The following is a 26,076-nucleotide window of genomic DNA, read 5'->3' as shown; positions in this document are numbered from 1 at the left end:
TTTCGACAAAACCACTGATGAAAAGAGTCGAAAACAACTCGCAATAATAGAAAACGCTTTCTTTTTAGTCACTTTCGCCTAATAGAAAACATCTTAGTATGAAGGAGTATCAACCCTTCTGGAAATTAGTTTATTAAGAGCAAAAAGGCAAAGAATCATATGAAGTTGTTGTTTCCCATGATTCTTTGCCTTTTTTCGACTGAATTCTTATCCATTATCGAGGAATTACTTAAATATCGAGAGTGTTTTTAATCTATCAACCGCCTCTTGCAATCTCTCTTCTTCTGTCAATAGACCAACTCGGACATATCCCTCCCCAAATGCACCAAATCCTGAGCCTGGAGCCATTGCAATATGTACCGTTTCTAATAAATAATCACTAAATTCTTGTGAAGTAAATCCATCTGGTACTTTTAACCATGCAAAGAATGAACCTTCAGGCGCATTGACTTCCCATCCAATTTTTTTAAGTCCATTTATGAAGATATTACGTCTTTGTTCGTAAAGCTGATTCATATCTCTAATACACGCTAAAGATTCTGTTAATGCCGTATAGGCAGCTTCTTGAATCGCTCCAAATAAACTAACATATAAATGATCTTGATAAAGATTTATAGCGGAAATGACACTTTGATTTCCAACTGCAAAGGCAACTCGCCAACCTGCCATATTAAATGTCTTAGATAAAGTATAAATTTCAACACCAATGTCTTTGGCACCCTCTACTTGTAAAAAGCTAAGCGGTTTTTTTCCATCAAACCCAATCGCTCCATATGCAAAATCGTGGACAACACATATATCATGCTGTTTACTTAAAGAAATTGTTTCAGCGAAAAATTCTTTTGTTGCTATTGCTCCAGTAGGATTGTTAGGATAATTTAAGAACATTAACTTTGCTTTTTCTAACTCTTCCCTTCTCACTTCCTTGTAGTTTGGTAAAAAGTTATTTTCTTCACGCAATGGCATGAAAACCGTCTCTGCATTCGCTAAAGCAATCCCAGATAAATAGTCCGGATAACCAGGGTCTGGAACCATTACTGTTTCGCCTGGATTTAATAAACATATGGGTATCTCTACAAGGCCGGCCTTTCCTCCAAATAATATCGCCACCTCTGATTCAGGATCTAAGTCAACATCGTATTCTTTTTTATAAAATTCACTAATAGCTTCCTTTAAATGTTTATATCCTCGAAATGGAGAATATTTATGATTCTTAGGCTGTTCGGCAGCCATCTGCAAGCTCTTGATAATGTGAGAAGGTGTCGGTTGGTCTGGATTTCCTTGCCCTAAATTAATCACATCATATCCTTTTTCAATATAGCTATTAACTTTACTAACTAATGAAGCAAAAAACTGCTCTGGTAAATTCTTTAATAATTGAGATTGATCATATTTCTTCATGTACACACACCTTCTTCAATGATAAAACCTTCCAATTATTATTGGATAAACTTCTATTAGAAAATTCGATTATAAACATTCCATAAGTGATTAAAATAGAAATAATCGTTTAATAATTCGCTTTTTTATGATATAACGAAATTAATATAATAATTGAATTTTTTTGTTGGTTAACATTATAACGGAATTTAACGAAGATGAATAGAGGTGTAATCATTTGAAATTTCAGATTAGTTTAATTCAAATGGATATCGCATTTGGCAGGCCTGAAGAGAATTTTAAACAGGTAGAGAAAAAAATTGCTGCGTGCAAGGATAATAGTGATATCATTGTACTGCCAGAGTTATGGTCAACCGGCTATGATTTAACAAGATTAGCTGCGATTGCTGATAAACAAGCTCAAAATACTATTTCTTTTTTAAGTAAATTAGCCTCCAAATATAATGTTCATATCATTGGCGGATCTATTGCTAATAATAAAGAAAAAGGGGTTTATAATACACTTATTGTGATAAATAAATCTGGTGATGTGGTACATACGTATGATAAGCTTCATCTTTTTCAGCTGATGGATGAACATCTATATTTAAAGAGCGGGACATCTAATGGCCTTTTTTCTTTAGAGGATAGAAATTTTGCTAGTATGATTTGCTACGATATTCGTTTTCCAGAGTGGATAAGAGCACATACAACAAAAGGAGCTGAAGCCATCTTTGTAGTGGCTGAATGGCCAAAACCAAGATTGGCACACTGGAGAAGCCTGCTTATTGCACGAGCCATTGAAAATCAATGTTATGTAATTGCTTGTAATCGTGTCGGAAATGACCCAAATAATATCTTTGCTGGGCATAGCATGATTATTGACCCATGGGGAGAAATTATTGCAGAAGCCGGCGAGAAGGAAGAAATTCTAACAGCTGCGATTAATTTAGATAAAGTAACAGAGGTACGTAAAACCATCCCAATATTTGCTGATCGAAAACCAGCATATTATACGTGATTTTTATACATATTAACCTAGAGGGTGGGACAAAAGAATTTTACATAAAGAAAAAGCCAAACTATAATACAATAACATCGTAATAGTTCGGGTTTTTCTTTTCGCTGATTTATCCTTTTTATAGCTAAAAAACAAGTTCGTTCCATTGCGCTCCAGTCACTCGCTTTCCGCGGGGAGGAAGCTGAGCCTCCTCACTGCGCTGCGGGGTCTCAGCCTTTCCTCTATTTCCCGCAGGAGTCGAGTGTCTTCCGCTCCATTTCACTAATCTTATAAAATGGGGCGAGAAACAAAAATAGATTCTTTTTATCATTCGTCTAATTCAACAAATGATTATTCAGCTTTAAGCATAGCCTTTTTAGTTTTGTCTCAGCCCCTTTTTCTTCACTTCGCCCACATTTCCTCAGGGTTGAGTTCATATATACTATTTTCTCGATACATAAAGTGATTAATAATAAATTCTCTTCTTATTGTCGCGTAGTCATCAAAATATTGTTGAATATAAGCATTTATTTCTTTTTCTTCATATTTTCTGCCAAAAACCAGCCCCTCAAGCATGTATTTGAGCACTATTAACTTTTTCTTTCTTTGCGAAGGAATATTTTTAAGTCTCCCTTCTTTAGTAAAAAAGTTCTCAATGATTTTTGCTTGTTCCTCTTTAGTAACAGTCATAATCCTCTCCTCCATTCCATTTGTTAATTTTCTTAAAGACTCGTTTTGTTGTAAAATGACTGATTTATTCAAGAAAAAATAAATCGTATTTTTATCTCTGCGTTCATACACAACATTTATGTCACGCAATTTCTTTAAATGATGAGTAATGGTTGGAGCAGATAGACCCAGTTTTTCTGCGATTGCTTGACCATTCCATGGTTTGTTTGCTAACAAGGAAATTATTTTAATTCTGGTGGGATCCCCCATAGTTTTATGAAATGCAACCATTTTATCTAATTGCATTCGATCACCTACTTTGACTATCATCTAATTAGATAATAATCAAAGTAGGTGATGATGTCAAGATATGGTATAATATTTTCTAAGTCTACATTTTCCGTTGAGAAGACCACTAGACAAATCCTTCTGAGTTTCCCTATGTCTACTCCTCTAACAATTCAAAACAACCAAAAATAAAAAGGGCCTAATATAAGCCCATTCCTTAAAAGTTACTCTACCAGGTCTAATGATCATTCATTTAGTTTGACTGGAAGTACAATGTAGAACGTCGTACCAACCCCTAGCTCTGACTCAACTGTCACTTTCCCCTGATGCTCTTCAATAATTTGATACGATACTAGTAAACCTAAGCCTGTTCCTTTTTCTTTGGTCGTATAAAAAGGTTCCCCAATTCTTGCAAGTATTTCCTTGCCCATTCCTCTTCCGTTATCACGGATTGCTATTTGAAAGTAATCCTGCTTACATTCAATGGAAACAGCTATTTCCCCACCGTCTTCTAATGCCTCTATTGCATTTTTTATAATATTTATAAATACCTGTTTCATTTGATTTGGTTCACAATAGATAATCGGCATATCTTCTGCATACATTTTTATAATTTGAACATTTTGTAGCACCGCTTGTGCATACAGCAATTCGATTGTATCATTCATAATTTGTCTTATATCTCGTTTTACATATTGAACAGCTTGTGGTTTAGCAAGTAATAAAAATTCATTAATAATGGATTCAATCCTAGTAAGCTCTGTTTTTATCACAGAAAAATACATATCATTTTCCTTTGAGGCAACTCCATCTTCTAACAATTGAATAAATCCCTTTAAAGCTGTCATTGGATTTCGAATTTCATGAGCTATTCCCGCTGCCAATTCTCCTACTACATTTAAAGTAGATGACTTTCTCAGCTGTTCTTCCAACAAGGCATTTTCTGTAACATCACGTAATGTAGTAATACTTAATCCTGAATAAATATTAAATTTATTACGATATTCAAGCTGCGTATATTCTCTATTATTAGGAAACTTTACTGTATAAAGCCCCCTATTTTGTCCATCTTTGTCCACATTTAATAATTTTGGCTTTATATCTTCTCCAATTGTTTTTGCAGGAGGGAAAAAGGATATTAAATCTGCACCGATTAAACCCTCTTTACTTTTATGAAGAAGACGTTCAGCCGCTTTGTTCATATCAATTATTTGATAGTTTTGATCCCAAATGATAATACCGTCAAAAACTTCTTCAAAAGTATTCTCAAACATCGCCTTACTTTCACGTAATTCTTCTTCCATTTTATAACGTTCCGTAATATTACGGAAAATACTCATGTTTAGCCCTTCTACCGAATGAAGTTTGGTTGTAAATTCTAGTATTTTTTTCTGTCCATTAGGCATCAAAAACATCAATTCTTCTCGATTAGATTTCTTATAATAGAGATTTGTAATCATATCCACGTAGCGTTTATCTTTTTTATAAATAAAATCACTAATCCTTGATTTTAGTAACTTTTCTTCAGAACTTTCAAAAATTTTTAAAGCTGATTCATTAGCTGCAATAATTTGCCCTGTTTCTTTCCAAAGAACAATACCATCGAGTGCTTCTGTAAAAAAATCATTATACAGCTTTTGTGCTTCTTCTTTCTCTTTTTCTCTTTCAAATTCCTCTGTTATCTTTTCAATAATTGTTATAAATCCCAGCTCATCGGGCAAGCGACTAGTTTGCGTTTCAAAATAGCGTTTTCGCCCATTAATAGTTAATAGGAATACGCTTTGAAAAGTACCTGATTTGGTTTTTATAGCTTCCATATGCTCCCTTATCACCGAACGTTCTTCCTGCTTCACAAAATGCGTTATATTCCTATCAACTACTTGATTCATATTCACGTTAAAATAATCACAAAGACATGGATTAATATCTCGAATCACTCCATTATTATCAAATATAACCATCCCTACATTTATTGTTTGGAAAGCAATGAATCTCCTATCCCGGACAAGTTTATTTTCTTCTAATTCTTCCTTTAGAAGGGTATTCTCTCTTTCCAATTCCCTCAGTTTATTTTGTAATTGTCGATATTCTTCAGAATAGGATATACTATCCATCTTTATGGATACCCCCCTTTTCAAACGTAGTGATTACATAATTCTACATTATTCTTGAATTTCCTTTCCTTCTGAAGAATTTAAAGAAAAAAACATACTAAGATTAGTCAACTGCTGAGAAAATAAAATATATAACGGATAAGGACAAACAATCTCTAATTTAGTGGTGAAATCAATCGTTCCATCTTTCTTAAAAAATTAATTATTGTTCGGGTTTATATTTGATTAAAATATTTATGTCCCTCCCTCAATATAGCAACCGATGTATTTCTGATCGCAAGTATATTCATTTTAATATCTACCTCTCCCTTTATTCCCCCTTAAAATTCAAACAAAAAATTAAGCCTTCCCTATTATTAATAAGGATTTTTATTTTTCTTTCGTCTAACGTACATTTCAATTATGTAATAAACAGAAGTTATTTAGTTAACAGATTAACGACAGGGGATTAAAACAATCGAATTTGTGTTATATATAGTTAGTGAAATGAACTATACGATATTTCCGTTCATGAAAGGATGAGCTTATGAAACAACGGGATTACTATTTTGATAATGCAAAATTTATTTTGATTTTTTTCGTTGTCTTCGGTCATTTTATCCAATCATTCATAAATGACAATCAAAATATTTATACGTTATATAAAGTAATTTACACTTTCCATATGCCAGCATTTATTCTTATTTCAGGATTTTTTGCCAAAGGTATAGCAGAAAAGGGATATATAAAAAAATATGCAAAAAAACTAATCATTCCCTACCTTATCTTCCAACTTGTATATAGCATTTTTTATTATTTTCTATATGGTAAATCAACTTTTGCCATTGAACCGTTGACCCCACATTGGTCCTTATGGTTTTTAATTAGTTTGTTTTTTTGGAACATCTTTTTATTAGTGTTTGTAAAGTTAAAGCCTATACATGGAATTTTACTTTCCTTTGTACTAGGATTAGCGATTGGAATGGTCGATTGGACGTCTAGCTATTTAAGCTTAACGAGAACCTTTGTGTTCTTCCCTTTATTCTTAATAGGATTTTATATGAAAAAAGAACATTTTGCTTTAGTAAAAACAAGAAAAGCAACCATCCTTGCTATTGTTATTTTCACGATTGTTTTTATAGGATTTCACCTATTCCCTACCGTTAATTATCAATGGCTATTCGGCTCAAAATCTTATGAAGCCCTTGGAGAAGGTTATTTTATAGGAATGGCTATTCGATTATTTTTCTATCTATTAAGTTTTCTGATGATTTTTTGTTTTTTTGCTTGTGTACCAAAAAAGGAATATTTCTTTACTAAGCTTGGAAAATCAACATTATATGTATATTTACTGCATGGCTTTTTTATCCGTCTTTTTAGACAAAGTGACTTACCCGCTATTTTTGAATCACCTAGGTCCTATGTTATGATCGTAATTGTATCATTCTTAATTACAGTACTGCTTTCAAGCAATATAATTATTTCCTTTACACAGCCTATTATTGAATTAAAAAGTTCTAAATTAAAAAAGCTTTTTTCAAGAGTACAGCGCTCTCTTCAAACAAATAGATAACTTGTTCCCATCAGTGAAGGAATTTACTGATGGGAAATTTTTTTATTTTCTTCTAGTAGCACTCTTTGTTTTATCTTTTGTTAAAGCTCCTGTATCATAGAATTTACTTGCATTAACATCACCAAACTCTTGGCCAAATTCTACATTTGAAGCCTCTGTTTGTTGTCGTTTTTTTATTTTTTTCGCCATTTATTGTCCCTCTCTTCCATGCTTTGCATTACGATTGGCACCTTTGATTGGGTTTTCGCCCCTACTAAATTCAGCGGAAAATTCTGTTTCCTGCGTATTTTTCTTTGGCGTTTTGCTGTATTTTTCTACACTGTTAACTTCAGCTTTTCTTTTAGCCATTATGATCTCTCCTTTCCATTACATCATTATTATCCGCATGTGAATAAAAGATATGCTTTCCTACTTTTGTCAAGCACTCATAAAAAAATGGAGCTGGCAAAATAGCCAGCTCCATTCACATCTTCCTTATCCTTATCCTTATCCGATAATAATTCGTTCTTTTGGATAATGGAAGTTATCTTTTTTCTCTTTTCCTCCAATAATATAGATGAAAGAAGTCAATCCTATTCTTCCGATGAACATAAGCAGCATAATTACACATTTACCAAAGGTAGATAATTCTGGTGTTAATCCTAGAGAAAGTCCTGTTGTTCCAAATGCAGAACAAACTTCGAAAAGGATCACAATAAGGGACGCCTTTTCAGAAATAGATAAAGCAATGACAGCGACGAGACATATACCAATCGCAAATATCGTTACAACCAATGATTTTATAATATCCTCTTCATGAATTTCTCGTTTAAATATTTTAATATACCTGTTTCCATTTGCATAATGATAAATAAATAAGACATTCAATGCAAAGGTTGTTGTTCTGATACCTCCTCCAACAGAACTTGGGGAAGCACCGATAAACATAAGAAAACAAAAGATAAGTAAAGTTGTCATAGAAAACTCGTTTAATTCCATTGTTGCTAAACCACCACTTCGAGTGGAGGTAGAATGAAAAAAGGCATTGAAGAATATTTGATGCCAGCTCATTCCCGCATAATAATTACCCCATTCTAAAATAATAATCATAATCGTTCCAAATAGTAAAAGAAAACCAAAAGTAATCGTTGTTAACTTAGTGAATAATGAAAACTTCAGATGATTTTTTCCTTCTTTTGGAAAAAGGTAATTTTTCACTTCGATAAGTACTGGAAATCCAATCGCTCCTAATGTAATTAAAATAATATTAACAAGTTGGACAAAATAATCATCCTTAAATGGAGTAAGTGATTCTCCTGTTAAATCTAATCCTCCATTTGTTGTGGCACTAACAGATGCAAAAGTGCCATGTAGGATCGAATCCCCCCAGGTAGGATAATAATTATGAAATTGCATTGAGAGTATAATAGCACCCAATACTTCAATAATAAGAATGATTTTGATAATTTCTCTTATTAAATTGACGAGACCGGAAAGATTAGATTGATTGTGGTCAATCATTATTAACTGTCTTTCTCTTAAACCAATCTTCTTACGAAGAATCATCCAAAAAAATGTACCTATTGCCATTACTCCAATACCGCCAAATTGAAGAACAAACATTAATATTATTATTCCAAATGTGCTATACGTTTCAGCGATATTAATAACAGTAAGTCCTGTTACACTTACTGCCGTTACGGCAGTAAACAATGTATCCATAAAGGAAACTGTTACCCCTTCTTTATGTACTCCTGGTAAACTTAATAATAAAACCGATATGCTAACAGCTAAACCATAATAACTGGTTATCATCTGCGCAGGAGTTAAATTTTGAAGGACTAACTTAAACTTCTTGCCCATTAAAAAACAATTCCTTTCTTTAAAGCTAACCATATATCCTATATAATGATGCCTTATTATCATAGATATTAAACAGTATAAGTTATCTATCCCTCGACGTTCAAGCTAATCTTAAATGTTTAGGAAACTTTTAAGATTAGCTTGAATATTTTTAAGTACTATCAATTAATGAAGTAATGGAGGTTTACCAATAGGCTAGGCTAACCTATAAACAACAATAAATCCTATTTTCTCCCCTATACACAAACTTTACCACTAATGAACTTAAAATAAATCCACATATTATAAATACAGAATCATTTATCATTCCTATTTTTGAAACAATTAATTGATAAATAATCACTGTACTATATATTGGATAAGGAGGAAACAAAAATGGCTTCTCGAAATAAATTATTAGTTCCAGGAATTGAACAATACCTAGATAGTGTTAAGTATGAAATTGCCCAAGAATTTGGTGTGAATTTAGGATCTGATACTGTTTCACGTGCCAATGGTTCTGTTGGGGGAGAAATAACAAAAAGACTTGTCCAACAAGCACAGGCAGAGTTATCTGGAAAAACGCAATAAGTTAAATCTGCTGAACTAAAGTCCTGATCAAAAAGAAAAAGCCACTCCAAATGGATGGCTTTTTCATCATATTTATGCATTACTTTCTTTTGCTTTAACTGCTTCTTTATTGGAGAAGAGATATCCACCAACCGCAATAGCTACTAGCACAAACCAGAAGATTCCTTTCCATAGTTTCGATTCTGGAAAATGTTCATCTAAGAATCCTACTGATGGATGTGCCAACGTAAATACGGCTAATTTCACCCCTACCCAGCCTACAATTAAAAATGCTGCTGTTTCTAGAGAAGGACGAGAATGAAGTAACTTTACAAACCAGTTTGCAGCAAAACGCATAATGATCAATCCAATTAATCCCCCAAGGAACATAACTAAGAATTGTCCTCCATCAATGCCTCCTAGCGTAAACCAATTTGTTTTTGGTAAAGTAATTGCAAGTGCAACCGCTGCTAACATGGAATCAATCGCAAAAGCAATGTCTGCTAATTCTACTTTAAAAACAGTCATCCAGAAACCGGATTGTTTCTTCGGCTTTTTATCTTTATCGGCTTCATTTTTCTTCGCATACTTTCCGTAAATATTATGCACTGCAATAAAGAGAAGATAAAGCGCCCCTATCGCTTGCACTTGCCAAACATCCACTAAGTAAGAAATCATAAATAAAGTAGCAAAACGGAATACAAAAGCACCTAATAATCCGTAAAAAAGCGCCTTTTTTTGTTGTTCTACTGGCAAATGCTTAACCATAACAGCCATTACCACCGCGTTATCAGCTGCTAGTAACCCCTCTAAAACAACAAGAATCAGTAAAACCCACCCATACTCTAGTAACATGCTTGCATCCAATAAAATTTCCCCCTTTAGGTTTTTATTTGTATACTCCTATTAGCAGGTTTTGCTACGACTTTCGTTATTATGTACAAAAGTGCGCAAAAAAAGACCTTTGCCAAATAGGCAAAGGTCTTGCTAAGCACTAATATGCCAACAAAGCCGATGGCATATGCCATGAACTGACGACTTTGTTTTAGGTATCAAACCTAAAAGCTACTCCCCTTTGAGTAGTATACAAATATTAATATGTATTAATTATATACAATATTGAACTATTTGCCAATGGTTTTTTACATATTTTTTAATTTTACTGATAATTTTATTTTATCTGTAACTCTTTCATCATTTCTCTCTAGCCAATCAACATTTACCACTTTAAGAATGTTTCTTTTTCCTAAAATAAATTAAGCAATACTTAACTACAAAACCACTAATGATTCCAGGTATCAAGAATACCATCGGTAAAAATACAGGACCTAACAACACTCCAAATAACTTCATTTGTGTCGAATAAAAAACACCTACGGTAACAAAATATGCGCAAAATACAAATGGTAAAAAAGCATATTCATTGTCTGTTTCCATAACTTCCTTATAGGCATCCCACATTGCGAACATATATAAACACGGATAAAACAATATCCATTGAAAGTCGATAATCTCTATTGCCTCTTGGATATTGCCACAAAAACTCAGCATAATGGCTAAATTAAAATTACTTTTCGCATTTATAATAAATTCTAAGATAACTAATAGTGTTCCTTTCCAATATTTTTTCAATAATAACTGACTAAAACCAGGTAGAGCTATACTCCACATAATTGCTTCCAATCTACTTAGGCCCTTCATTGGTATCACCATCTATTTTTCTATACCTACTATTACATTTTTAGCGAAATCTCGATATTTTATACAAAATAAATTGTTATATTTTTACAAAACAAAATATTAAATGGAAATACTGCTTATAAGCAATCCATATCATATATGATTGGACCACTATAAAAGAGCCCTAGGGCTCTTTTTATAATATCTGAGATAAAAATGCTTTTGTCCGTTCATGCTTCGGATGATCAAATAGTTCTTCTGGTTTTCCCGTTTCTACAATTTCTCCTTTATCAAAAAGGATAATGCGATCTGCCACTTGTCTTGCAAAACCCATTTCATGTGTTACCACCAACATGGTCATTCCTGACTCTGCTAAAGTTTTCATAACATCTAATACTTCCTTTACCATCTCAGGATCTAGGGCAGAAGTAGGTTCATCAAACAGCATAATCTTCGGTTGCATCGCTAATGCTCGTGCAATTGCAACACGTTGCTGTTGTCCACCTGACAATTGTCCTGGATACTTATTTGCTTGTTCTGGAATACCAACTCTTTCAAGTAATTCTTTGGCAATTTGTTCTGCCTTTGCTTTTTTCCACTTTCTCACCCAAATTGGTGCTAAAGAGATATTCTTCAGGATAGTCATATGAGGAAATAAATTAAATGACTGAAACACCATTCCCGTTTCTTTCCGAATTTCTTCAATGTTTTTCAAATCATCTGTTAACGCAATATTATCAACCGTTATATGCCCCTTTTGAAATTCCTCTAAAGCATTTATCGTACGAATAAAGGTTGACTTACCAGAACCTGATGGTCCTAGAATGACAATTACCTCCCCTTGCTTTACTGTAAGATCTACATCTTTTAATACATGGTGATCTCCATACCATTTATTCAATTTAGTAACCTTAATAATATCCTCTCTCTCATCTAGAGGTGTCGATAATTTATTTATACCAAAGACACTTTCCATCCTCTCATTCTCCTTTCTATCTCGTCCCTACACCAAGTGATTTTTCTATATGCTTACTTACATGCGACATTAAGAAACAGAAGATGAAGTATATAAAAGCAATCACAATATATAACTCCATATATTTTCCTAAATATTCCGGATTTGCAGCAATTTTTTTTCCCATTCCAAGAAAATCGGCTAATCCAATAACCGCAACTAGGGATGTATCTTTAAAGATGGAAATAAATTGACCAACCATAGCTGGGATAACTGCTTTTAAAGCCTGTGGCAATATGACAAAAAACATTACCTTAAAATTATTTAATCCTAGAGCTTGCGCTGCTTCAAATTGTCCTCTCGGTATTGATTGCAGGCCTCCGCGAATATTTTCTGCTAAATAGGCCGCACTGAATAAAGTGAATGCTATCATTGCCCGGACTACATTATCTAGTTCGATTCCCCCAAGGAACATCGGCAGCAATAATTGGGCAATAAATAACACCATAATCAGCGGCATTCCTCGAATTAATTCTATATAAAGAATACAGCAATATTTGATTATAGGCAGTTTACTTCGTCTCCCCACTGCTAGGAGTAAACCTAATGGGAAAGAGCAAATAATTGCAACCGAAGCGATAACAAGCGTTAATAAAAATCCTCCCCAAATATTTGTTTTTACTGGCTCAAGTACACCAAACCCATTAATAATAGAAAGGGTAATCGGCATATATAAAATCCATAATATAAGAAGGGGGATTTTTAACTTCGGAACATATTTTCCGATAAAGTAAAAAAGGAATATCACAGCCGCACTCGTAAATAAATATACTTTCGATTCCATTTCTGTATAAGGAATTACTCCAAATATAACTAGAAGAACACTGAGACTAATGGCAACATGTCCGATAATCCCTCTCCACGCTCCCCAAGTAGTTCCTAAAAATACTGATAGTAACAGAAGAGATACCCACAATCTCCATATTTCTTCTAGTGGAAATTGTCCGACAAAGAGGAGCCTTAAATTGTCAGTAACAACTCCCCATTCACTTGCGAATAAAAACTTACCTATTCTCGTAAGCAAATAAATAGTAAACATTAATGTGACAATCGTTAAAATAGCATTTTTCCAATTCTTAAATAAGTTATTTTTCAGCCATAATTGTAATTTCTTTTGATTAGCCAATTTTTTCGTTTCCATAACTGGTTCCGTATTAAGTTGTATATTATCCATTTACCTCCCTACCTTTCTACCAGCTGGAATTTTTTATTAAAAATATTCATTAACAGTGATGTAGTTAAGCTAAATAATAAATACACAGAAATAACAATTAATAAAGTTTCTAATGTATGTCCTGTCTGATTAATAATTGTATTTCCGATTCCAACAATATCTTGGTATGCTACAGCCATTGCTAAACTTGAGTTTTTTATTAAATTTAAATATTGGCTTGTTAATGGCGGGATAATGATTCTAATTGCTTGCGGAAAAATAATTAAACGAAGTGCTGTATGACTTTTAAATCCAAGCGCTTTAGCAGCTTCTATCTGCCCTTTTGGAACCCCCATTATTCCTGCACGAACAATTTCCGAAATATAGGTTGATGTATAGATTGTTAAGGCAACTAAAACAGACATAAACCCGATGGATAATGACGTTCCTCCTTCAAATGAATTGCCATTAAATACAGGAACAGAAAAACCAAGTGGTCCATTTCCTAAAATAATATAGATAATTATCGTTCCAATTACTATTAATCCCACACTTGAAATGAACGGATATGTAGACTTACCTGATTCTATCGATACTTTTGTTAATTTTTTGAATAAAATTATGCTTCCTGCGATTAAAAAAATTAGAATGACAAGCCAGATCAGCGTATTATCCTGTAAGGTAAACCACGGAATAGAGGCACCTCTATTTGAAAAATAAAACGGCCCAACCGATATAGCATCTTGAATTTTCGGCATTGGTAAAAAAACAGCAAAATTCCAAATGAAAATTTGAACCAATAATGGTGTATTTCTAAAAACTTCAACATATACTGTTGCCACTTTACGGACTAACCAGTTGTTCGATAATCTTGCAACTCCTACAATGACTCCAATAATAGTTGCAAGGATAATCCCAAAAATGGAAACCTTAAGTGTATTTAATAATCCTACTAATAAAGCACGTGTATAAGGATCGTCAGGTGTATAACTAATAATAGATTCTGCTATAGGGAAAGATGCTTTTAGATTTAAGTAGTCTAATCCTAATACTAAACCTATTTGTTCGAGACCTGATATTACATTTCTCACCATAAAGGCAATTACTATTCCTACGATTAGAACAAAAATAATTTGACTAATTATCGGGACCACTTTTCTATTTCTCCAAAGAGGAGTCGATGTTGTTTTTTTCATTTCCACTATTTCTCACCTCTCACTTAAAAGAATAGGGGGTATCTCAAATAGATTAGACACTTTGGTTTTTGAGACCCCCCATATTTTTATCTGTTATTACCTATTAACGGAATGGAATAGAGTACAATAATCCCCCATCAGTATATAACGCATTTTGTGCACGCTCTAATTTGAACACTGTGTCAGGACCTAAATTTCGCTCGTAAATTTCACCATAGTTACCAACTTGTTTAATTACTTGGTAGGCAAAATCATTGGCTAATCCTAGCTGTTCTCCTAGATTGCCTTCCACTCCTAAAAGACGCTTAATCTCTGGGTTTTCACTGGTTAAGAAATCATCTACGTTTTGAGAGGTAATACCGAATTCTTCCGCTTGAATGGTTGCAAATACAATCCATGATACTGCATCTGCCCACTTTTCGTCGCCATCTTTAACTGCTGGAGCTAGTGGTTCTTTTGATAATGTTTCTTCTAAAATAATATGAGCATCTGGGTCCTGCAAAGTAGACTGGCGAGAAACTAATCCCGATTTATCTGTTGTCCAAGCATCAATAGAACCCTGTTCATATGCAGCAATTACAGCATCTGCATTATCAAATGTTTGTGCTGTATAGTTAACACCTGCTGCTTTCATCTGATCAGCTAAGTTTAATTCGGTTGTTGTTCCCGTTTCTACCCCAATTGTTTTACCCTCTAAATCTTTTAGTGTTTTGATTCCACTATCCTTTGGAACCATAATTCCTTGACCATCATAGAAAGTAACTGGAGCAAAACTTAGCCCCACTTCAGCATCACGGTTTGTTGTCCAAGTTGTATTACGAATTAACACATCTACTTCACCAGATTGAACTGCCGTAAAGCGGTCTGTAGCTGATAGAGGTCTAAATTCAATTTTAGAAGGATCTCCAAGAACTCCAGCTGCAATCGCTCTTGCAAAATCAACATCAAAACCAGTATTTTTCCCATCTGAACCTATGTAGCCAAAACCAGGAAGAGCATCATTAACACCTGCTTTTAATGTCCCTCTTTCTTTTATGGTTTCAAGTAAACTTTTAGAAGAACTTGTTTTTGCACCATTAGTACTTTCCCCATCTGATCCTGACTTACTTGAGCAGCCAGCTAAAGCTAGAACAAGTACTAATAAAATACTAAAAGTAAGCGACAAACTTTTCTTCATACAATATATCCCCCTATATCTTGTTTTTATGATACTAGCAAACTCTAATTAAAAGAATATTCAATCTATTTATCTTACAAGAATACTCTTATCACATCGAATGTTAGTATCAGCCCTATTAGATATTAAAAAGCCAACTAATTAACAATTGTTTGTTAACTTTTATAACATCATGTTTTTATTATACCTATTTTTATTAGAATTACAAATAGTTTTTTGAAAACTTTTAATCATGAAAACATTTTAAACATTTTCGTTTTTATTTAGATTTACAAAAACCTTATATATCAGTAATTCGTATACCGAAAGACTTTCTTTTTTACTCCCTACAAAAACCATCCACCCGCTTTTATTTCAGAAAAAAGACAGTATATATCTACTTCCCATCAAATAAAATTATTTCAGAATAACAAAAATCTGAAATTTTATAATAAACACTTGTCCCTTCTCCTTCCCTCCCCTTTTCTCATGTTCGAAAATCTGACAGGATTTCAACATAGAGCTATTTTCCATTACATCAAAAAAGAGACTATTTACAAAAGAATCTCCATTTAAAATAGGTAGAATCCTTTTGCAATAATCTCTTCTTTTACTGAATTATTCTTGTTCATCCATCGGATTATATAATTTTACTTCTGGATTTTTATCTTGGAACCATCTTAATGCAAATTCATTTTCAAATAAAAATGCTTTTTTGCCGTAACGATCCTCTACTAGCAGACTTCTTCCACTAGAAAGATTTTCATTTACCTCTTCATCCACTAACCAACGGGCAATTTTCGAACCTACATGCTCCATAATTACTTCTACATTGTACTCATTTCTCATTCGATGCTCAAATACTTCAAATTGTAGCTGACCAACTGCTCCCAGCAAATAATCTTCTGTTTTGACAGTCTTATATAACTGAATTGCACCTTCTTGTACGAGCTGCTGAATGCCTTTATGGAAATGTTTTTGTTTCATTACATTCTTTGCCGTTACCTTTACAAAAAGTTCTGGTGTAAATTGAGGTAGTTTTTCATATTGGTAAGCATTCTTGCTAACCGTTAACGTATCGCCAATTTGATAAAAACCTGGATCATACAACCCAATAATATCTCCACTAACCGCCTCATTAACGGTACTTCGATCATCAGCCATAAATTGTGTAGATTGCGCTAACTTTACTTGCTTCCCTGTTCTTGGTAAATTAACCATCATTCCTCTTTCAAATTTCCCAGAACAAATACGTAAAAACGCGATACGATCACGGTGAGCCGGATTCATATTCGCTTGAATTTTAAAAATGAACCCTGAAAACTCTTCTGATAAAGGATCGATCTCTCCAATGGTAGATTTTCTAGCTTGTGGAGACGGTGCAAATTGCAAATATGTTTCTAAAAATGTTTGTACCCCAAAGTTGCTTAATGCACTACCAAAAAATACAGGTGTTAAATCACCATTATTAATTTTTTCTTCCGAAAACTCATTCCCCGCTTCATTTAAAAGCATGATTTCTTCTAATGTTTGATCATATAAAGAATCCTGTTTAATTGGATGATCCCCTTCAATCTCTCCATCTTCATTTAGATCAACATATCGTTCTTTATCTTCTACACGGAACTGCTCAATTCGATTGTAAAAACGATCATATATACCTAAAAATTCTTTACCCATTCCGATCGGCCAATTCATTGGATAAGACTCAATCCCCATTACTTCTTCTAATTCCGCAAGTAATTCAAGAGGCGGCTTCCCTTGGCGATCTAATTTATTAATAAATGTAAAAATAGGAATACCTCTCATCTTACACACTTTAAATAACTTTAACGTTTGTTCCTCTATTCCTTTTGCCGAATCAATTATCATAACAGCACTATCCACAGCTGTAAGAGTACGATAAGTATCTTCACTAAAGTCTTGGTGTCCAGGTGTATCCAAAATATTTACTCGTGCATTTTTGTAGTCAAATTGCATCACACTTGATGTAACAGAAATTCCTCTTTGCTTTTCTATTTCCATCCAGTCACTTGTCGCATATTTTCCTGTTTTCTTCCCTTTTACTGTTCCAGCATCTCTAATTGCTCCGCCAAATAATAATAACTTTTCCGTTAACGTTGTTTTTCCAGCATCTGGATGGGAAATAATCGCAAAGGTGCGACGAGATAGTACATCCTGTTTAAAATTCTTTGACATGTTACTTTCCTCTCTTTTACGCATTCAAATTTAGTCCATTCCCTTATATTATCTCGATATATCAAAGTTTGCAATGGATATAAATGTATTCGGCTACTTTTATTTTTACTATTTTTCTTTTATTTCATGAGAATCCATCCATCTTATTTATTTTCAACCGTTTGACGGACATTATAGCTTAAGATTAATTTCTTCTAATACCTTTCCAATTGATTCATGAATGACAATGTCAGCAATACCATCCATTTGGGTTGGCTCTTTATTGATAATGATTAGTTTAGCACCTGTTTGCTTTGCAAGTAATGGAAATTGATTTGCTGGTGAAACGGATAAAGAGGACCCTAAAACTAAAAAGACGTCTGAATTTATGGCTGCCTCTTCCGCTGTAAAAAATGGCTGTTCTGGGAGCATTTCTCCAAAAAGGACAATGGAAGGTCTTAGTATCCCTCCACAACTGCATAAATAATTGTCATGTAAATATTCATCACTAGGATAATTCTTTCCACACGTTTCACAATGAACCTTTTTTAATGTTCCATGCAATTCAGCAACTTTCTCATTTCCAGCTTCTTCGTGAAACCCATCCACATTTTGTGTGATGATTTGTTTTAAATAGCCTTTTCTTTCCCAATCACTTAGTATGTAATAGCCATTATGCGGCTTAAATTCATGAATGCCTTGAACTCGATTTCGATAAAACTCAATAAATTCTTGCACATGATTATTTAAGGCACTCGTACTGGAAAGATATTGTTTCTTTTCAGCAGTCCATAATCCTTTATTAGCAGATCTAAAATCAGGCAATCCGCTCTCTGTTGACATCCCAGCACCAGTAAATATAACAAAATAATTAGCAGACTTTATTAATGAAACTAAGGAATCCATCTATTCATTTCCCCCTAACACACATCTTCTCTCTTTATTTTAGCAAATAGTTAAGACTCCTCAAATATAATAGTATGCACTTTATTCGCTTTACTTATTACCATTAAAAGAAGACTGACTCATCGAATCAGCCTTCTTTTTTTCATTATTTTACCATTTAAAGCAAGCTGCACCCACAATGATTAAAAGAATGAATAAAACAACGATTAAAGCGAAACCTCCGCCGTAACCTGCACCACCATAGCCAGAACCATAGCCAGGATATCCACAACCATATCCGTACATTCTATTTCCTCCTTTTAATATCTGTTTCGTTACGGATTAATTAAAATCCGCCGTAACCCCAAGAAGCACCAATAATCACCAATAAAATAAACAATACTACTAAAAGAGCGAAACCTCCGCCGTAACCTACTCCAACTTCACCCATGAATAAAAACCTCCTTTTTTTGATTCCATATATCCTATTCAAGAATTGAAAATGTGCGATAGACAAATGCACATTTTTTAGGTTTTTTAACCAGTTATCCTTAGGCTATTGTGATATTTTTTTCGTTTCATATTTGATTGTCAAATTTTCTTCATACATCTATTTAGACTTCAAAAAGGTGCTATCTTCTAAGTTTTTTAATAAAAAACTTAGAAGATAGCACCTTTAACTATTCTTTTATTCTTTATTTTTGGGAATGAAATTAAAAATTTCATGTGATTCTAAACTATCTACAAAACGTTCAAGCCAATCATAATAATCAAGCGCATATTTCATTTTCTCTAAATCATTGGTTGCATCTTTTATAACATCTTCAGATATTCCTTCTTTATTCATTAATACTTTTATTTCATTCATTGATTTCTCAATTGCATATATATTTTCAGTAATTGCTAACCGCCATTTAATCGTGAAATAATCGATAAATGTTTGATACCAATCTTCTTCTGCTCTATATAAATCTTTTCGAACACCTTTTCGCCATACTTTGTCCACCATTTTCAATTCAAGCAAGGTTCTAACCGAAGTACTCATACTAGTTTTACTCATTCCTAGCTCTTCTTTCATTTCGTCAAGCGTCATCGGATTTTTCTGGAATAATAGCATCCCATATAATCTACCAATCGATTCAGTCACTCCATATAAATCCATGTTTTGGGCTACGGAATCAATCACTCTCTCTCGAGCAATATTTAACTGCTCCCTATCCGTCATTTATCATTCACATCCATATTATATGTTTACTTATACATTGTAATAATGATTATTTCAATAATCAAGGTGAATCAATAATCAAGTACTTAAATGCTTTTTCTGTTTATAGATTAACATGAATAAAAAAAATGTAAAGTAACAACCTAGATAGTATATGGAAGCATTTGAGCGCATTATTAAGAATATACATCCTACGGTTCATTCAGTTTTTTCTGTACGTTCAGAATGAATCATTTTAACTGATTATACAGTTTGAAGTGTCTGTTGATTATCTTCTATAATATATGTAGGCTCGCTTTACAGAGCGTTTAGAATTAAAGAGGTGAAAGAATGGAAAGTATGGCAAAATTAAAAGTCGAAAATGTCACAAAGATTTTCGGCAAAAACGCAAAAAAAGCAATTCAACTATTAAACAGTGGTGAATCAAAAAAAGATATCCTCAAAAAAACAGGAGCAACAGTCGGTGTAAACAAGGCTAGTTTTGAAGTAAATCCTGGTGAGATATTTGTTATTATGGGACTATCCGGTAGTGGTAAATCAACATTAGTACGTATGTTTAATCGTCTGATTGATCCTACAATCGGGAACATTTATATTGATGGGAAAGACATCGTAAAAATGTCAAAAGAAGATTTACGTAAAGTACGCAGAGAAAAAATAAGTATGGTCTTCCAAAAATTCGCTCTACTCCCTCATCGAACAATATTGGAAAATGCAGAATATGGTTTAGAAATTCAAGGGATTGATAAAGCATCAAGAAAAGAACGTGCACTTGAATCACTTAAATTAGTTGGATTATCAGGGTATGAATCCCAATATCCAGACCAATTGAGTGGTGGAATGCAGCAAAGAGTCGGTCTTGCTCGCGCTTTAGCTAATGACCCTGATATTCTTCTAATGGATGAAGCATTTAGTGCCCTTGATCCCCTCATTCGAAAAGATATGCAAGACGAATTATTAGACTTGCAATCAAATATGGAAAAAACAATCATTTTTATTACACATGATTTAGACGAAGCACTTCGTATTGGCGACCGTATAGCGCTAATGAAAGATGGAACCATTGTTCAAGTCGGAACACCAGAAGAAATATTAATGAATCCTTCCAATGATTATGTGGAACGATTTGTCGAAGATGTAGATTTATCGAAAGTATTAACTGCCAATCATATAATGAAACGCGCAGAAGCAGTCACGATTGAAAAAGGTCCTCGTGTCGCGTTACAAATGATGAAGAAACTTGGAATTTCCAGCATCTATGTCGTGAACAAGAAAAGAGAATTACTCGGAGCAATTACAGCTGACGATGCCCGTGCAGCTGCCGAAAACAATGAAGGCATTGAAACCATTTTACAAAAAGATGTAATTACGGTTACAGGTGACACATTATTAGCTGATCTCTTTGATAAGGTATCAACTGCAATCATTCCAGTTGCAGTAATAGATGAGCAGAAGAGATTAAAAGGGATTCTCGTTAGAGGTGCAGTTATTGGAGCCCTTGCTGGTAACAACGAGCTTATTAATACTCCACCAACAGAAGAATCAGTATTAGTTGGGGGGAATGAATAATGAATAATCTAATTCCTAAATTACCAGTTGCAGATTGGATTGATTCCTTTGTCGCCTGGTTGACAACTACCTTCGAAGTATTATTTGATGGAATCACTGCTGTATTAGAATTTGTTGTAAATATTTTAGTAGGCTTCTTTGGGTTTATTCCTCCTATTTTATTAATTATTTTACTTACATTACTTGCATGGAAATTAGCGAATAAGAAGATTGCACTCTTTACTCTTATCGGATTATTACTAGTAGATAATTTAGGCTACTGGGAACCAATGATTGATACACTAGCTCTTGTACTCTCTGCTGTATTTATCTCCATAATAATTGGTGTTCCACTAGGAATATGGGCTTCACAAAATAGCACTGTCCGCAATATTGTTATCCCAATATTAGACTTTATGCAAACAATGCCAGCCTTTGTCTATCTTATTCCTGCTATCTTCTTCTTTAGTATCGGGGTCGTACCTGGAGTGGTAGCATCAGTAATATTTGCTATGCCACCTACTATTCGTTTGACTATTCTTGGTATCCAACAGGTTCCTAGCGATATTAGAGAAGCGACAGAAAGCTTCGGTAGTACAACTAGCCAAAAATTATTAAAGGTTGAATTACCACTTGCTATGCCAACAATACTAGCTGGGATTAACCAAAGTATTATGCTTGCACTATCAATGGTAGTTATTGCTGCAATGGTTGGTGCACCAGGACTTGGTGCTGATGTATATCGTGCTGTAACTCAAATTCAAATTGGACGTGGATTTGAAGCTGGTATATCTATTGTAGTACTTGCGATCATTTTAGATAGAATTACCCAAAATGTGGGAACAAAGAAAAAGGGGGCAAAATAATATGAAAAAAATGACTAGTCTATTAGGAGCAATCACTCTTACCTTAGGGTTAGCTGCCTGTGGTTCTAACAGCGCAGACGATCCGAATGCCACAATTGGTGAAAAAGTTGATTATGAAATTATCGGTATCGATCCTGGTGCAGGTATAATGAAAGCAGCTAATAAGGCGATTAGCGACTATGACTTAAAGGATTGGAAATTGGTAGAAGGTTCAAGCGCAGCAATGACGGCTACTCTAAAAAAAGCGTATGACAAAAAAGAACCAATTATCATAACAGGCTGGACTCCACATTGGATGTTCACTGCATATGATTTAAAATACTTGGAAGATCCAAAGGGCTCTTTTGGTGAAAATGAGAATATTCATTCCATTGCGCGTAACGGATTAAAAGAAGATATGCCTGAAGCATATCAGGTACTAGATAATTTCCACTGGACAACAGATGACATGGGTGTTGTTATGATGGATATCTATGATGGCGAAGATCCTGAAAAAGCCGCTGAAAAATGGATAAAAGATAACGCTGATAAAGTTAGTGAATGGACAAAAGGCGTGAGCAAAGTAGACGGAGACAAAATTAAAATCGGTTATGTAGCATGGGATAGTGAAATTGCAAGTACCAATGTTATCGGCAAAGTTTTAACAGATTTAGGTTATAAGGTAACATTAAGTCAAGTTGAAGCAGGTCCAATGTGGACTGGTGTAGCAGATGGCAGCCTAGATGCACATATTGCAGGTTGGTTACCAATTACGCATGAAGATTATGCAAACAAATTCAAAGGTCAATTCGAAGACCTAGGACCTAACTTAGAAGGAACAAAACTAGGTCTTGTTGTACCAAGCTATATGAAAGATATTAATTCAATTGAAGATTTAAAAGAAAAAGAGTAACACCAAAAGACTCATCTGAAATTTATTTCAGATGAGTCTTTTTTTCTTTATTCTGTTTTATTACTTAAATTATCATTTAACTCATTAATACTCTGACGAATATTTCCTTTGCCTGATAAATTTTCAAGTAATTCTTTTACATCGATTCCAGCAGATGCCTTTAATGATTCTTGCATTGTTGACATTAAGTTTGTTGCATAGCCTGTCACTTTATTTGCTCCACCGTTGCTGCCATCACTTCCAGTATCCACAACCGTAATCTTATCGATATTAGCTAATGGACTAGCTACTTGTTTTGCGTATTCAGGTAACATATCAAGTACCATATCCAAGATTGCCGCTTGACCATATTGTGCATATGCTTCGGCAATTTTGCGTTTTGCTTCCGCTTCAGCCAAACCTTTTAAGCGGATAATTTCTGCTTCTGTTTCCCCTTTTGCTTTTTCTGCTTCCGCTTTTGCTAAACCATCTACTCGCACTTTTTCTGCTTCCGCTTTTGCTTGTGATTCAATTCGATATTGATTCGCATCCGCTTCGGCAATTTCACGGCGTTTATTCGCTTCGGCAGCCTGCTCCATTGCATAACGATCTGCATCTGCTTTCTTTTTAACCTCTGAATCATACTGCTTTTCTCTTCTTAAAATCTCTTTTTCTTCCAACTCAATTTGTTTCTGTCTTTCAATGATCTTAATTTGCATTTCTTGCTCAGTAACTTCTTGCTTAGATCGAGCGCTTTCTAAATCATATGCTTGGTCAGCACGTGCTTTTGCAACATCTTGCTCTCTTCTATAATCAGCAATTTTCATTTGATTTTCTTTTTCTGCTTCGGCAATCTCTGTTGCTCTTTCTAATTCTGCCTTTTTAGCATCTTTATCTGCTTCGGCTTTTTTGATTCTTGTTTCTTTATCTGCCTCAGCTGTTGCGATATCTGCATCGCGTTTAACTTGGGCAATTCTTGGTTTACCAAGCGATTCTAAGTATCCGTTTTTATCTCTGACATCTTTAATCGTGAAGGATACAATGACTAGACCCATTTTTGCTAAGTCATGAGAAGCAACCCTTTGGACCTCTTGCGAAAACTTATCTCGATTTTTATAAATTTCTTCGACTGTCATACTACCTAAAATAGAGCGTAAATGGCCTTCTAATACTTCTCTTGCTTCATTTTCACGATCTTGTTTTGTTTTTCCTAGAAACTGTTCAGCTGCAGTGGCAATTTCACCAATAGAACCACCAATTTTAATAATAGCTGTGCCGTCTGCCATAACTGGAACGCCTTGTTCTGTATATACTTCCGGTGTTGAAACATCTAATTTACTAGATAATAAACTCAGAGGTTCTGATTGCTGGAAAACCGGGAGAATAAATGTCCCTCCGCCCCTAATAATTTTAATTTTATTTCCTGATTCATCGACATGAACATTTTTAGAACCTAAATAACTACCTGTTACAATTAGTGCTTCATCTGGTCCTGCAGTCTTATATTTCGCCATAAAAATACTAATAAGTGCGATTAATAAAAATGCTACAATTCCTATTACAATATAAATCTCAATTGCCATTCATTTTTCCTCCTTTTGTTTGCTTTACTATATGCCATCCTTGCGAACAACATAAGCAACATTTTCTTTAATTTCTACTATAACCGTTTCTTCGCCAAATCCAATTTCTTCGTTATAAAAGCTTGCTGCAGTTTTTGAGATATTTCCACTGATGCTTTCGATCAATATTTCTCCATAGCCATCCTGCGGAATTGCTGTAATGACTTTGCCAATTCTTCCCTTAAGTGATTCATCGCTATAAACTAATGATTCTTCTGCATTAGCAAGAGGAATAAAAACAAAAAAGTGTAAGCAGCTAGAAATAATAAGTGCGATTATTGCTGAAATGGAAAGAATAATGAAGCTATTGATAGAAGAATACTTCTCCATAAGATAACCACTTGCTGATAATATCGTAAAAAAAGCAAGGATTAAAGTAGGATTAAATACACCCACGTCTCCACCAAATAAGTCTGATAGTAATAAGGTTAATATGACACATATTCCCGAACCAATTAAAACAGTTAAATAAATGGAGGGAAGATCAAAGCCGAATAATTCCATACACATCATTCACTTTCTAAAAATTTAATTTTGTTATGTATTCACTAAAATCAGACCTCCTTCATTTTAGTACTTACCATACATACGACTTAGACGAAGAAAGGTTTCAGGAATTTTTAGAAAAAATCTAAATTATACTTATATTGTATGAACTGGCATACAGAAATAAAGAACTAATACCCTTTTTTAGCATCAGCTTATCAAGCATGCAAAAAAATCATTCTTCCATTAATATTTCGTCATCTTTAAGAATTTGTTTCATATCATAGTTTAAGGGGAATTTCATCTATATCAACGAAATATTTTGTATATACCATTGTTACCGTTTGAGCAATAAAACTTTATGAAAAGGTGATATTGTGGAAGAGCATATGAAACGTACAGATAAACATGAGGAAATTGAAAATAAAAATAGGATAGGTAAAAAAGTGATGTATTTTTTAGGCTCTATCTTACTGCTTACCACAATTTTCGGAGGTTATATATTTTCAGATAGATATTTTGCTAGTGAGCCCAAAACAGGAACAGAAGAATATGGAGACAAAGTAGTCATTACCTTGCCAAACGGAAAAAAAGTATTTACTTATGAAAATCTAATTGTAGAAGAGGATGGCAAACTTCTTTATAAAGGAGAACGTAATACAATCGATTTATCAGGAGGAGTTGTTGTCTATGAAAACTGGGAAGACTAATCAAACTTATTTTTATGGAATATCGCCATCAATCTCTCTCTTACAACCAAATAGGATAGTACTAAAAAGCTGCCAAAAAAAGTGATCAATA

26 protein-coding genes and 1 riboswitch are annotated in these 26,076 nt (G+C 33.9%); of the genes, 7 read left to right on the top strand and 19 right to left on the bottom strand.

Annotation, left to right across the window (positions count from 1 at the left end):
• Positions 1–225 precede the first annotated feature (225 nt).
• Positions 226–1,401: a pyridoxal phosphate-dependent aminotransferase gene (locus tag NiCM35_RS25745; protein WP_123259643.1), complete on the bottom strand. Its 1,176-nt coding sequence runs from the start codon at positions 1,399–1,401 to the stop codon at positions 226–228.
• Between the two features lie 217 nt (positions 1,402–1,618).
• On the opposite strand from NiCM35_RS25745, the gene NiCM35_RS25740 reads away from it, so the two are divergent.
• On the top strand, positions 1,619–2,401 hold the full coding sequence (locus tag NiCM35_RS25740; RefSeq protein WP_095329014.1) for a carbon-nitrogen family hydrolase: 783 nt from the start codon (positions 1,619–1,621) through the stop codon (positions 2,399–2,401).
• 381 nt (positions 2,402–2,782) lie between these two features.
• On the opposite strand, the gene NiCM35_RS25735 is transcribed toward NiCM35_RS25740, so the two are convergent.
• The gene (locus NiCM35_RS25735; RefSeq protein ID WP_433780877.1) at positions 2,783–3,355 is read right to left on the bottom strand and encodes a DUF2087 domain-containing protein; all 573 of its coding nucleotides are present in this window, start codon (positions 3,353–3,355) and stop codon (positions 2,783–2,785) included.
• A gap of 227 nt (positions 3,356–3,582) precedes the next feature.
• Positions 3,583–5,451: a PAS domain S-box protein gene (locus tag NiCM35_RS25730; RefSeq protein ID WP_123257388.1), complete on the bottom strand. Its 1,869-nt coding sequence runs from the start codon at positions 5,449–5,451 to the stop codon at positions 3,583–3,585.
• Positions 5,452–5,977: 526 nt separating this feature from the next.
• On the opposite strand from NiCM35_RS25730, the gene NiCM35_RS25725 reads away from it, so the two are divergent.
• Complete coding sequence (locus NiCM35_RS25725; RefSeq protein ID WP_095329011.1) at positions 5,978–7,003, top strand: acyltransferase family protein; 1,026 nt, start codon at positions 5,978–5,980, stop codon at positions 7,001–7,003.
• Positions 7,004–7,045: 42 nt separating this feature from the next.
• Here the strand turns inward: NiCM35_RS25725 and NiCM35_RS25720 are convergent, their stop codons facing one another.
• The 3 genes from NiCM35_RS25720 to NiCM35_RS25710 form a co-directional block, all read right to left on the bottom strand.
• A complete protein-coding gene (locus NiCM35_RS25720; RefSeq protein WP_164463607.1) occupies positions 7,046–7,192 on the bottom strand; it encodes a hypothetical protein in 147 nt (48 codons plus the stop codon).
• Positions 7,193–7,351, bottom strand: coding sequence for a protein YkzP (locus NiCM35_RS25715; protein ID WP_164463606.1), 159 nt, complete (start codon positions 7,349–7,351; stop codon positions 7,193–7,195). It abuts the gene before it with no gap.
• 138 nt (positions 7,352–7,489) lie between these two features.
• Positions 7,490–8,845: a TrkH family potassium uptake protein gene (locus NiCM35_RS25710; RefSeq protein WP_095329010.1), complete on the bottom strand. Its 1,356-nt coding sequence runs from the start codon at positions 8,843–8,845 to the stop codon at positions 7,490–7,492.
• Between the two features lie 375 nt (positions 8,846–9,220).
• Here NiCM35_RS25710 and NiCM35_RS25705 point away from each other — a divergent pair, with 375 nt between their 5' ends.
• On the top strand, positions 9,221–9,415 hold the full coding sequence (locus tag NiCM35_RS25705; RefSeq protein WP_047942948.1) for an alpha/beta-type small acid-soluble spore protein: 195 nt from the start codon (positions 9,221–9,223) through the stop codon (positions 9,413–9,415).
• Between the two features lie 72 nt (positions 9,416–9,487).
• Here the strand turns inward: NiCM35_RS25705 and NiCM35_RS25700 are convergent, their stop codons facing one another.
• The 11 genes from NiCM35_RS25700 to NiCM35_RS25650 form a co-directional block, all read right to left on the bottom strand.
• The gene (locus NiCM35_RS25700) at positions 9,488–10,261 is read right to left on the bottom strand and encodes a TerC family protein (protein WP_095329009.1); all 774 of its coding nucleotides are present in this window, start codon (positions 10,259–10,261) and stop codon (positions 9,488–9,490) included.
• A gap of 122 nt (positions 10,262–10,383) precedes the next feature.
• A riboswitch (yybP-ykoY riboswitch) is annotated at positions 10,384–10,480 on the bottom strand.
• A 141-nt stretch (positions 10,481–10,621) separates the two neighbouring features.
• Complete coding sequence (locus NiCM35_RS25695) at positions 10,622–11,095, bottom strand: hypothetical protein (RefSeq protein ID WP_123257387.1); 474 nt, start codon at positions 11,093–11,095, stop codon at positions 10,622–10,624.
• 175 nt (positions 11,096–11,270) lie between these two features.
• Positions 11,271–12,050 carry an amino acid ABC transporter ATP-binding protein gene (locus tag NiCM35_RS25690; protein ID WP_172860240.1) on the bottom strand — a complete coding sequence of 260 codons (780 nt, stop codon included), beginning with the start codon at positions 12,048–12,050 and terminating at the stop codon, positions 11,271–11,273.
• A 16-nt stretch (positions 12,051–12,066) separates the two neighbouring features.
• Positions 12,067–13,263 (bottom strand): amino acid ABC transporter permease, encoded by a 1,197-nt coding sequence (locus NiCM35_RS25685; protein ID WP_433780876.1) that lies wholly within the window; start codon positions 13,261–13,263, stop codon positions 12,067–12,069.
• 8 nt (positions 13,264–13,271) lie between these two features.
• The gene (locus tag NiCM35_RS25680) at positions 13,272–14,438 is read right to left on the bottom strand and encodes an amino acid ABC transporter permease (protein WP_433780875.1); all 1,167 of its coding nucleotides are present in this window, start codon (positions 14,436–14,438) and stop codon (positions 13,272–13,274) included.
• A gap of 103 nt (positions 14,439–14,541) precedes the next feature.
• On the bottom strand, positions 14,542–15,615 hold the full coding sequence (locus NiCM35_RS25675; RefSeq protein WP_095329004.1) for an amino acid ABC transporter substrate-binding protein: 1,074 nt from the start codon (positions 15,613–15,615) through the stop codon (positions 14,542–14,544).
• A 597-nt stretch (positions 15,616–16,212) separates the two neighbouring features.
• The gene (locus NiCM35_RS25670; RefSeq protein WP_095329000.1) at positions 16,213–17,793 is read right to left on the bottom strand and encodes a peptide chain release factor 3; all 1,581 of its coding nucleotides are present in this window, start codon (positions 17,791–17,793) and stop codon (positions 16,213–16,215) included.
• A gap of 171 nt (positions 17,794–17,964) precedes the next feature.
• On the bottom strand, positions 17,965–18,678 hold the full coding sequence (locus NiCM35_RS25665) for an NAD-dependent deacylase (RefSeq protein ID WP_095328999.1): 714 nt from the start codon (positions 18,676–18,678) through the stop codon (positions 17,965–17,967).
• A gap of 150 nt (positions 18,679–18,828) precedes the next feature.
• On the bottom strand, positions 18,829–18,963 hold the full coding sequence (locus tag NiCM35_RS25660; RefSeq protein WP_123257382.1) for a YjcZ family sporulation protein: 135 nt from the start codon (positions 18,961–18,963) through the stop codon (positions 18,829–18,831).
• A 40-nt stretch (positions 18,964–19,003) separates the two neighbouring features.
• Positions 19,004–19,108, bottom strand: coding sequence for a YjcZ family sporulation protein (locus tag NiCM35_RS25655; RefSeq protein ID WP_081836530.1), 105 nt, complete (start codon positions 19,106–19,108; stop codon positions 19,004–19,006).
• A 237-nt stretch (positions 19,109–19,345) separates the two neighbouring features.
• Positions 19,346–19,882 (bottom strand): GbsR/MarR family transcriptional regulator, encoded by a 537-nt coding sequence (locus NiCM35_RS25650; RefSeq protein ID WP_095328998.1) that lies wholly within the window; start codon positions 19,880–19,882, stop codon positions 19,346–19,348.
• A 330-nt stretch (positions 19,883–20,212) separates the two neighbouring features.
• Here NiCM35_RS25650 and proV point away from each other — a divergent pair, with 330 nt between their 5' ends.
• From proV to NiCM35_RS25635, 3 genes are read left to right on the top strand one after another with little or no spacing between them, the layout of a single operon-like run.
• A complete protein-coding gene (gene proV, locus NiCM35_RS25645; protein ID WP_095328997.1) occupies positions 20,213–21,451 on the top strand; it encodes a glycine betaine/L-proline ABC transporter ATP-binding protein ProV in 1,239 nt (412 codons plus the stop codon).
• Positions 21,451–22,296 carry an ABC transporter permease gene (locus NiCM35_RS25640; protein WP_095328996.1) on the top strand — a complete coding sequence of 282 codons (846 nt, stop codon included), beginning with the start codon at positions 21,451–21,453 and terminating at the stop codon, positions 22,294–22,296. Before proV ends, NiCM35_RS25640 begins: the two co-directional genes overlap by 1 nt.
• Before the next feature lies 1 nt (position 22,297).
• A complete protein-coding gene (locus NiCM35_RS25635; protein WP_095328995.1) occupies positions 22,298–23,188 on the top strand; it encodes a glycine betaine ABC transporter substrate-binding protein in 891 nt (296 codons plus the stop codon).
• Positions 23,189–23,235: 47 nt separating this feature from the next.
• Here the strand turns inward: NiCM35_RS25635 and floT are convergent, their stop codons facing one another.
• The gene (floT, locus tag NiCM35_RS25630) at positions 23,236–24,750 is read right to left on the bottom strand and encodes a flotillin lipid rafts scaffold protein FloT (protein ID WP_095328994.1); all 1,515 of its coding nucleotides are present in this window, start codon (positions 24,748–24,750) and stop codon (positions 23,236–23,238) included.
• A 27-nt stretch (positions 24,751–24,777) separates the two neighbouring features.
• Positions 24,778–25,293 (bottom strand): NfeD family membrane protein, encoded by a 516-nt coding sequence (locus tag NiCM35_RS25625; protein ID WP_095328993.1) that lies wholly within the window; start codon positions 25,291–25,293, stop codon positions 24,778–24,780.
• 371 nt (positions 25,294–25,664) lie between these two features.
• On the opposite strand from NiCM35_RS25625, the gene NiCM35_RS25620 reads away from it, so the two are divergent.
• A complete protein-coding gene (locus NiCM35_RS25620) occupies positions 25,665–25,985 on the top strand; it encodes a hypothetical protein (protein WP_095329003.1) in 321 nt (106 codons plus the stop codon).
• The last annotated feature ends 91 nt before the right edge of the window (positions 25,986–26,076 follow it).

This window comes from Niallia sp. M35, from assembly GCF_050971705.1.
In the GTDB taxonomy this organism is placed as follows: Bacteria; Bacillota; Bacilli; order Bacillales; family Cytobacillaceae; genus Niallia; species Niallia circulans_A.
Note: the sequence above shows the minus strand (reverse complement) of the source record. Positions and strands in the feature narration are given on the sequence as shown.

Coding starts and splice junctions, on each gene's coding strand:
- NiCM35_RS25720 (WP_164463607.1), bottom strand. CDS start 7,192: ATGGCGAAAAAAATAAAAAAACGACAACAAACAGAGGCTTCAAATGTA.
- NiCM35_RS25660 (WP_123257382.1), bottom strand. CDS start 18,963: ATGTACGGATATGGTTGTGGATATCCTGGCTATGGTTCTGGCTATGGT.
- NiCM35_RS25620 (WP_095329003.1), top strand. CDS start 25,665: ATGAAACGTACAGATAAACATGAGGAAATTGAAAATAAAAATAGGATA.
- NiCM35_RS25725 (WP_095329011.1), top strand. CDS start 5,978: ATGAAACAACGGGATTACTATTTTGATAATGCAAAATTTATTTTGATT.
- NiCM35_RS25745 (WP_123259643.1), bottom strand. CDS start 1,401: ATGAAGAAATATGATCAATCTCAATTATTAAAGAATTTACCAGAGCAG.
- NiCM35_RS25715 (WP_164463606.1), bottom strand. CDS start 7,351: ATGGCTAAAAGAAAAGCTGAAGTTAACAGTGTAGAAAAATACAGCAAA.
- NiCM35_RS25705 (WP_047942948.1), top strand. CDS start 9,221: ATGGCTTCTCGAAATAAATTATTAGTTCCAGGAATTGAACAATACCTA.
- NiCM35_RS25650 (WP_095328998.1), bottom strand. CDS start 19,882: ATGACGGATAGGGAGCAGTTAAATATTGCTCGAGAGAGAGTGATTGAT.
- NiCM35_RS25685 (WP_433780876.1), bottom strand. CDS start 13,263: ATGGATAATATACAACTTAATACGGAACCAGTTATGGAAACGAAAAAA.
- NiCM35_RS25695 (WP_123257387.1), bottom strand. CDS start 11,095: ATGAAGGGCCTAAGTAGATTGGAAGCAATTATGTGGAGTATAGCTCTA.
- NiCM35_RS25730 (WP_123257388.1), bottom strand. CDS start 5,451: ATGGATAGTATATCCTATTCTGAAGAATATCGACAATTACAAAATAAA.
- floT (WP_095328994.1), bottom strand. CDS start 24,750: ATGGCAATTGAGATTTATATTGTAATAGGAATTGTAGCATTTTTATTA.
- NiCM35_RS25735 (WP_433780877.1), bottom strand. CDS start 3,355: ATGCAATTAGATAAAATGGTTGCATTTCATAAAACTATGGGGGATCCC.
- proV (WP_095328997.1), top strand. CDS start 20,213: ATGGAAAGTATGGCAAAATTAAAAGTCGAAAATGTCACAAAGATTTTC.
- NiCM35_RS25680 (WP_433780875.1), bottom strand. CDS start 14,438: ATGAAAAAAACAACATCGACTCCTCTTTGGAGAAATAGAAAAGTGGTC.
- NiCM35_RS25710 (WP_095329010.1), bottom strand. CDS start 8,845: ATGGGCAAGAAGTTTAAGTTAGTCCTTCAAAATTTAACTCCTGCGCAG.
- NiCM35_RS25675 (WP_095329004.1), bottom strand. CDS start 15,615: ATGAAGAAAAGTTTGTCGCTTACTTTTAGTATTTTATTAGTACTTGTT.
- NiCM35_RS25665 (WP_095328999.1), bottom strand. CDS start 18,678: ATGGATTCCTTAGTTTCATTAATAAAGTCTGCTAATTATTTTGTTATA.
- NiCM35_RS25655 (WP_081836530.1), bottom strand. CDS start 19,108: ATGGGTGAAGTTGGAGTAGGTTACGGCGGAGGTTTCGCTCTTTTAGTA.
- NiCM35_RS25635 (WP_095328995.1), top strand. CDS start 22,298: ATGAAAAAAATGACTAGTCTATTAGGAGCAATCACTCTTACCTTAGGG.
- NiCM35_RS25690 (WP_172860240.1), bottom strand. CDS start 12,050: ATGGAAAGTGTCTTTGGTATAAATAAATTATCGACACCTCTAGATGAG.
- NiCM35_RS25625 (WP_095328993.1), bottom strand. CDS start 25,293: ATGGAATTATTCGGCTTTGATCTTCCCTCCATTTATTTAACTGTTTTA.
- NiCM35_RS25640 (WP_095328996.1), top strand. CDS start 21,451: ATGAATAATCTAATTCCTAAATTACCAGTTGCAGATTGGATTGATTCC.
- NiCM35_RS25670 (WP_095329000.1), bottom strand. CDS start 17,793: ATGTCAAAGAATTTTAAACAGGATGTACTATCTCGTCGCACCTTTGCG.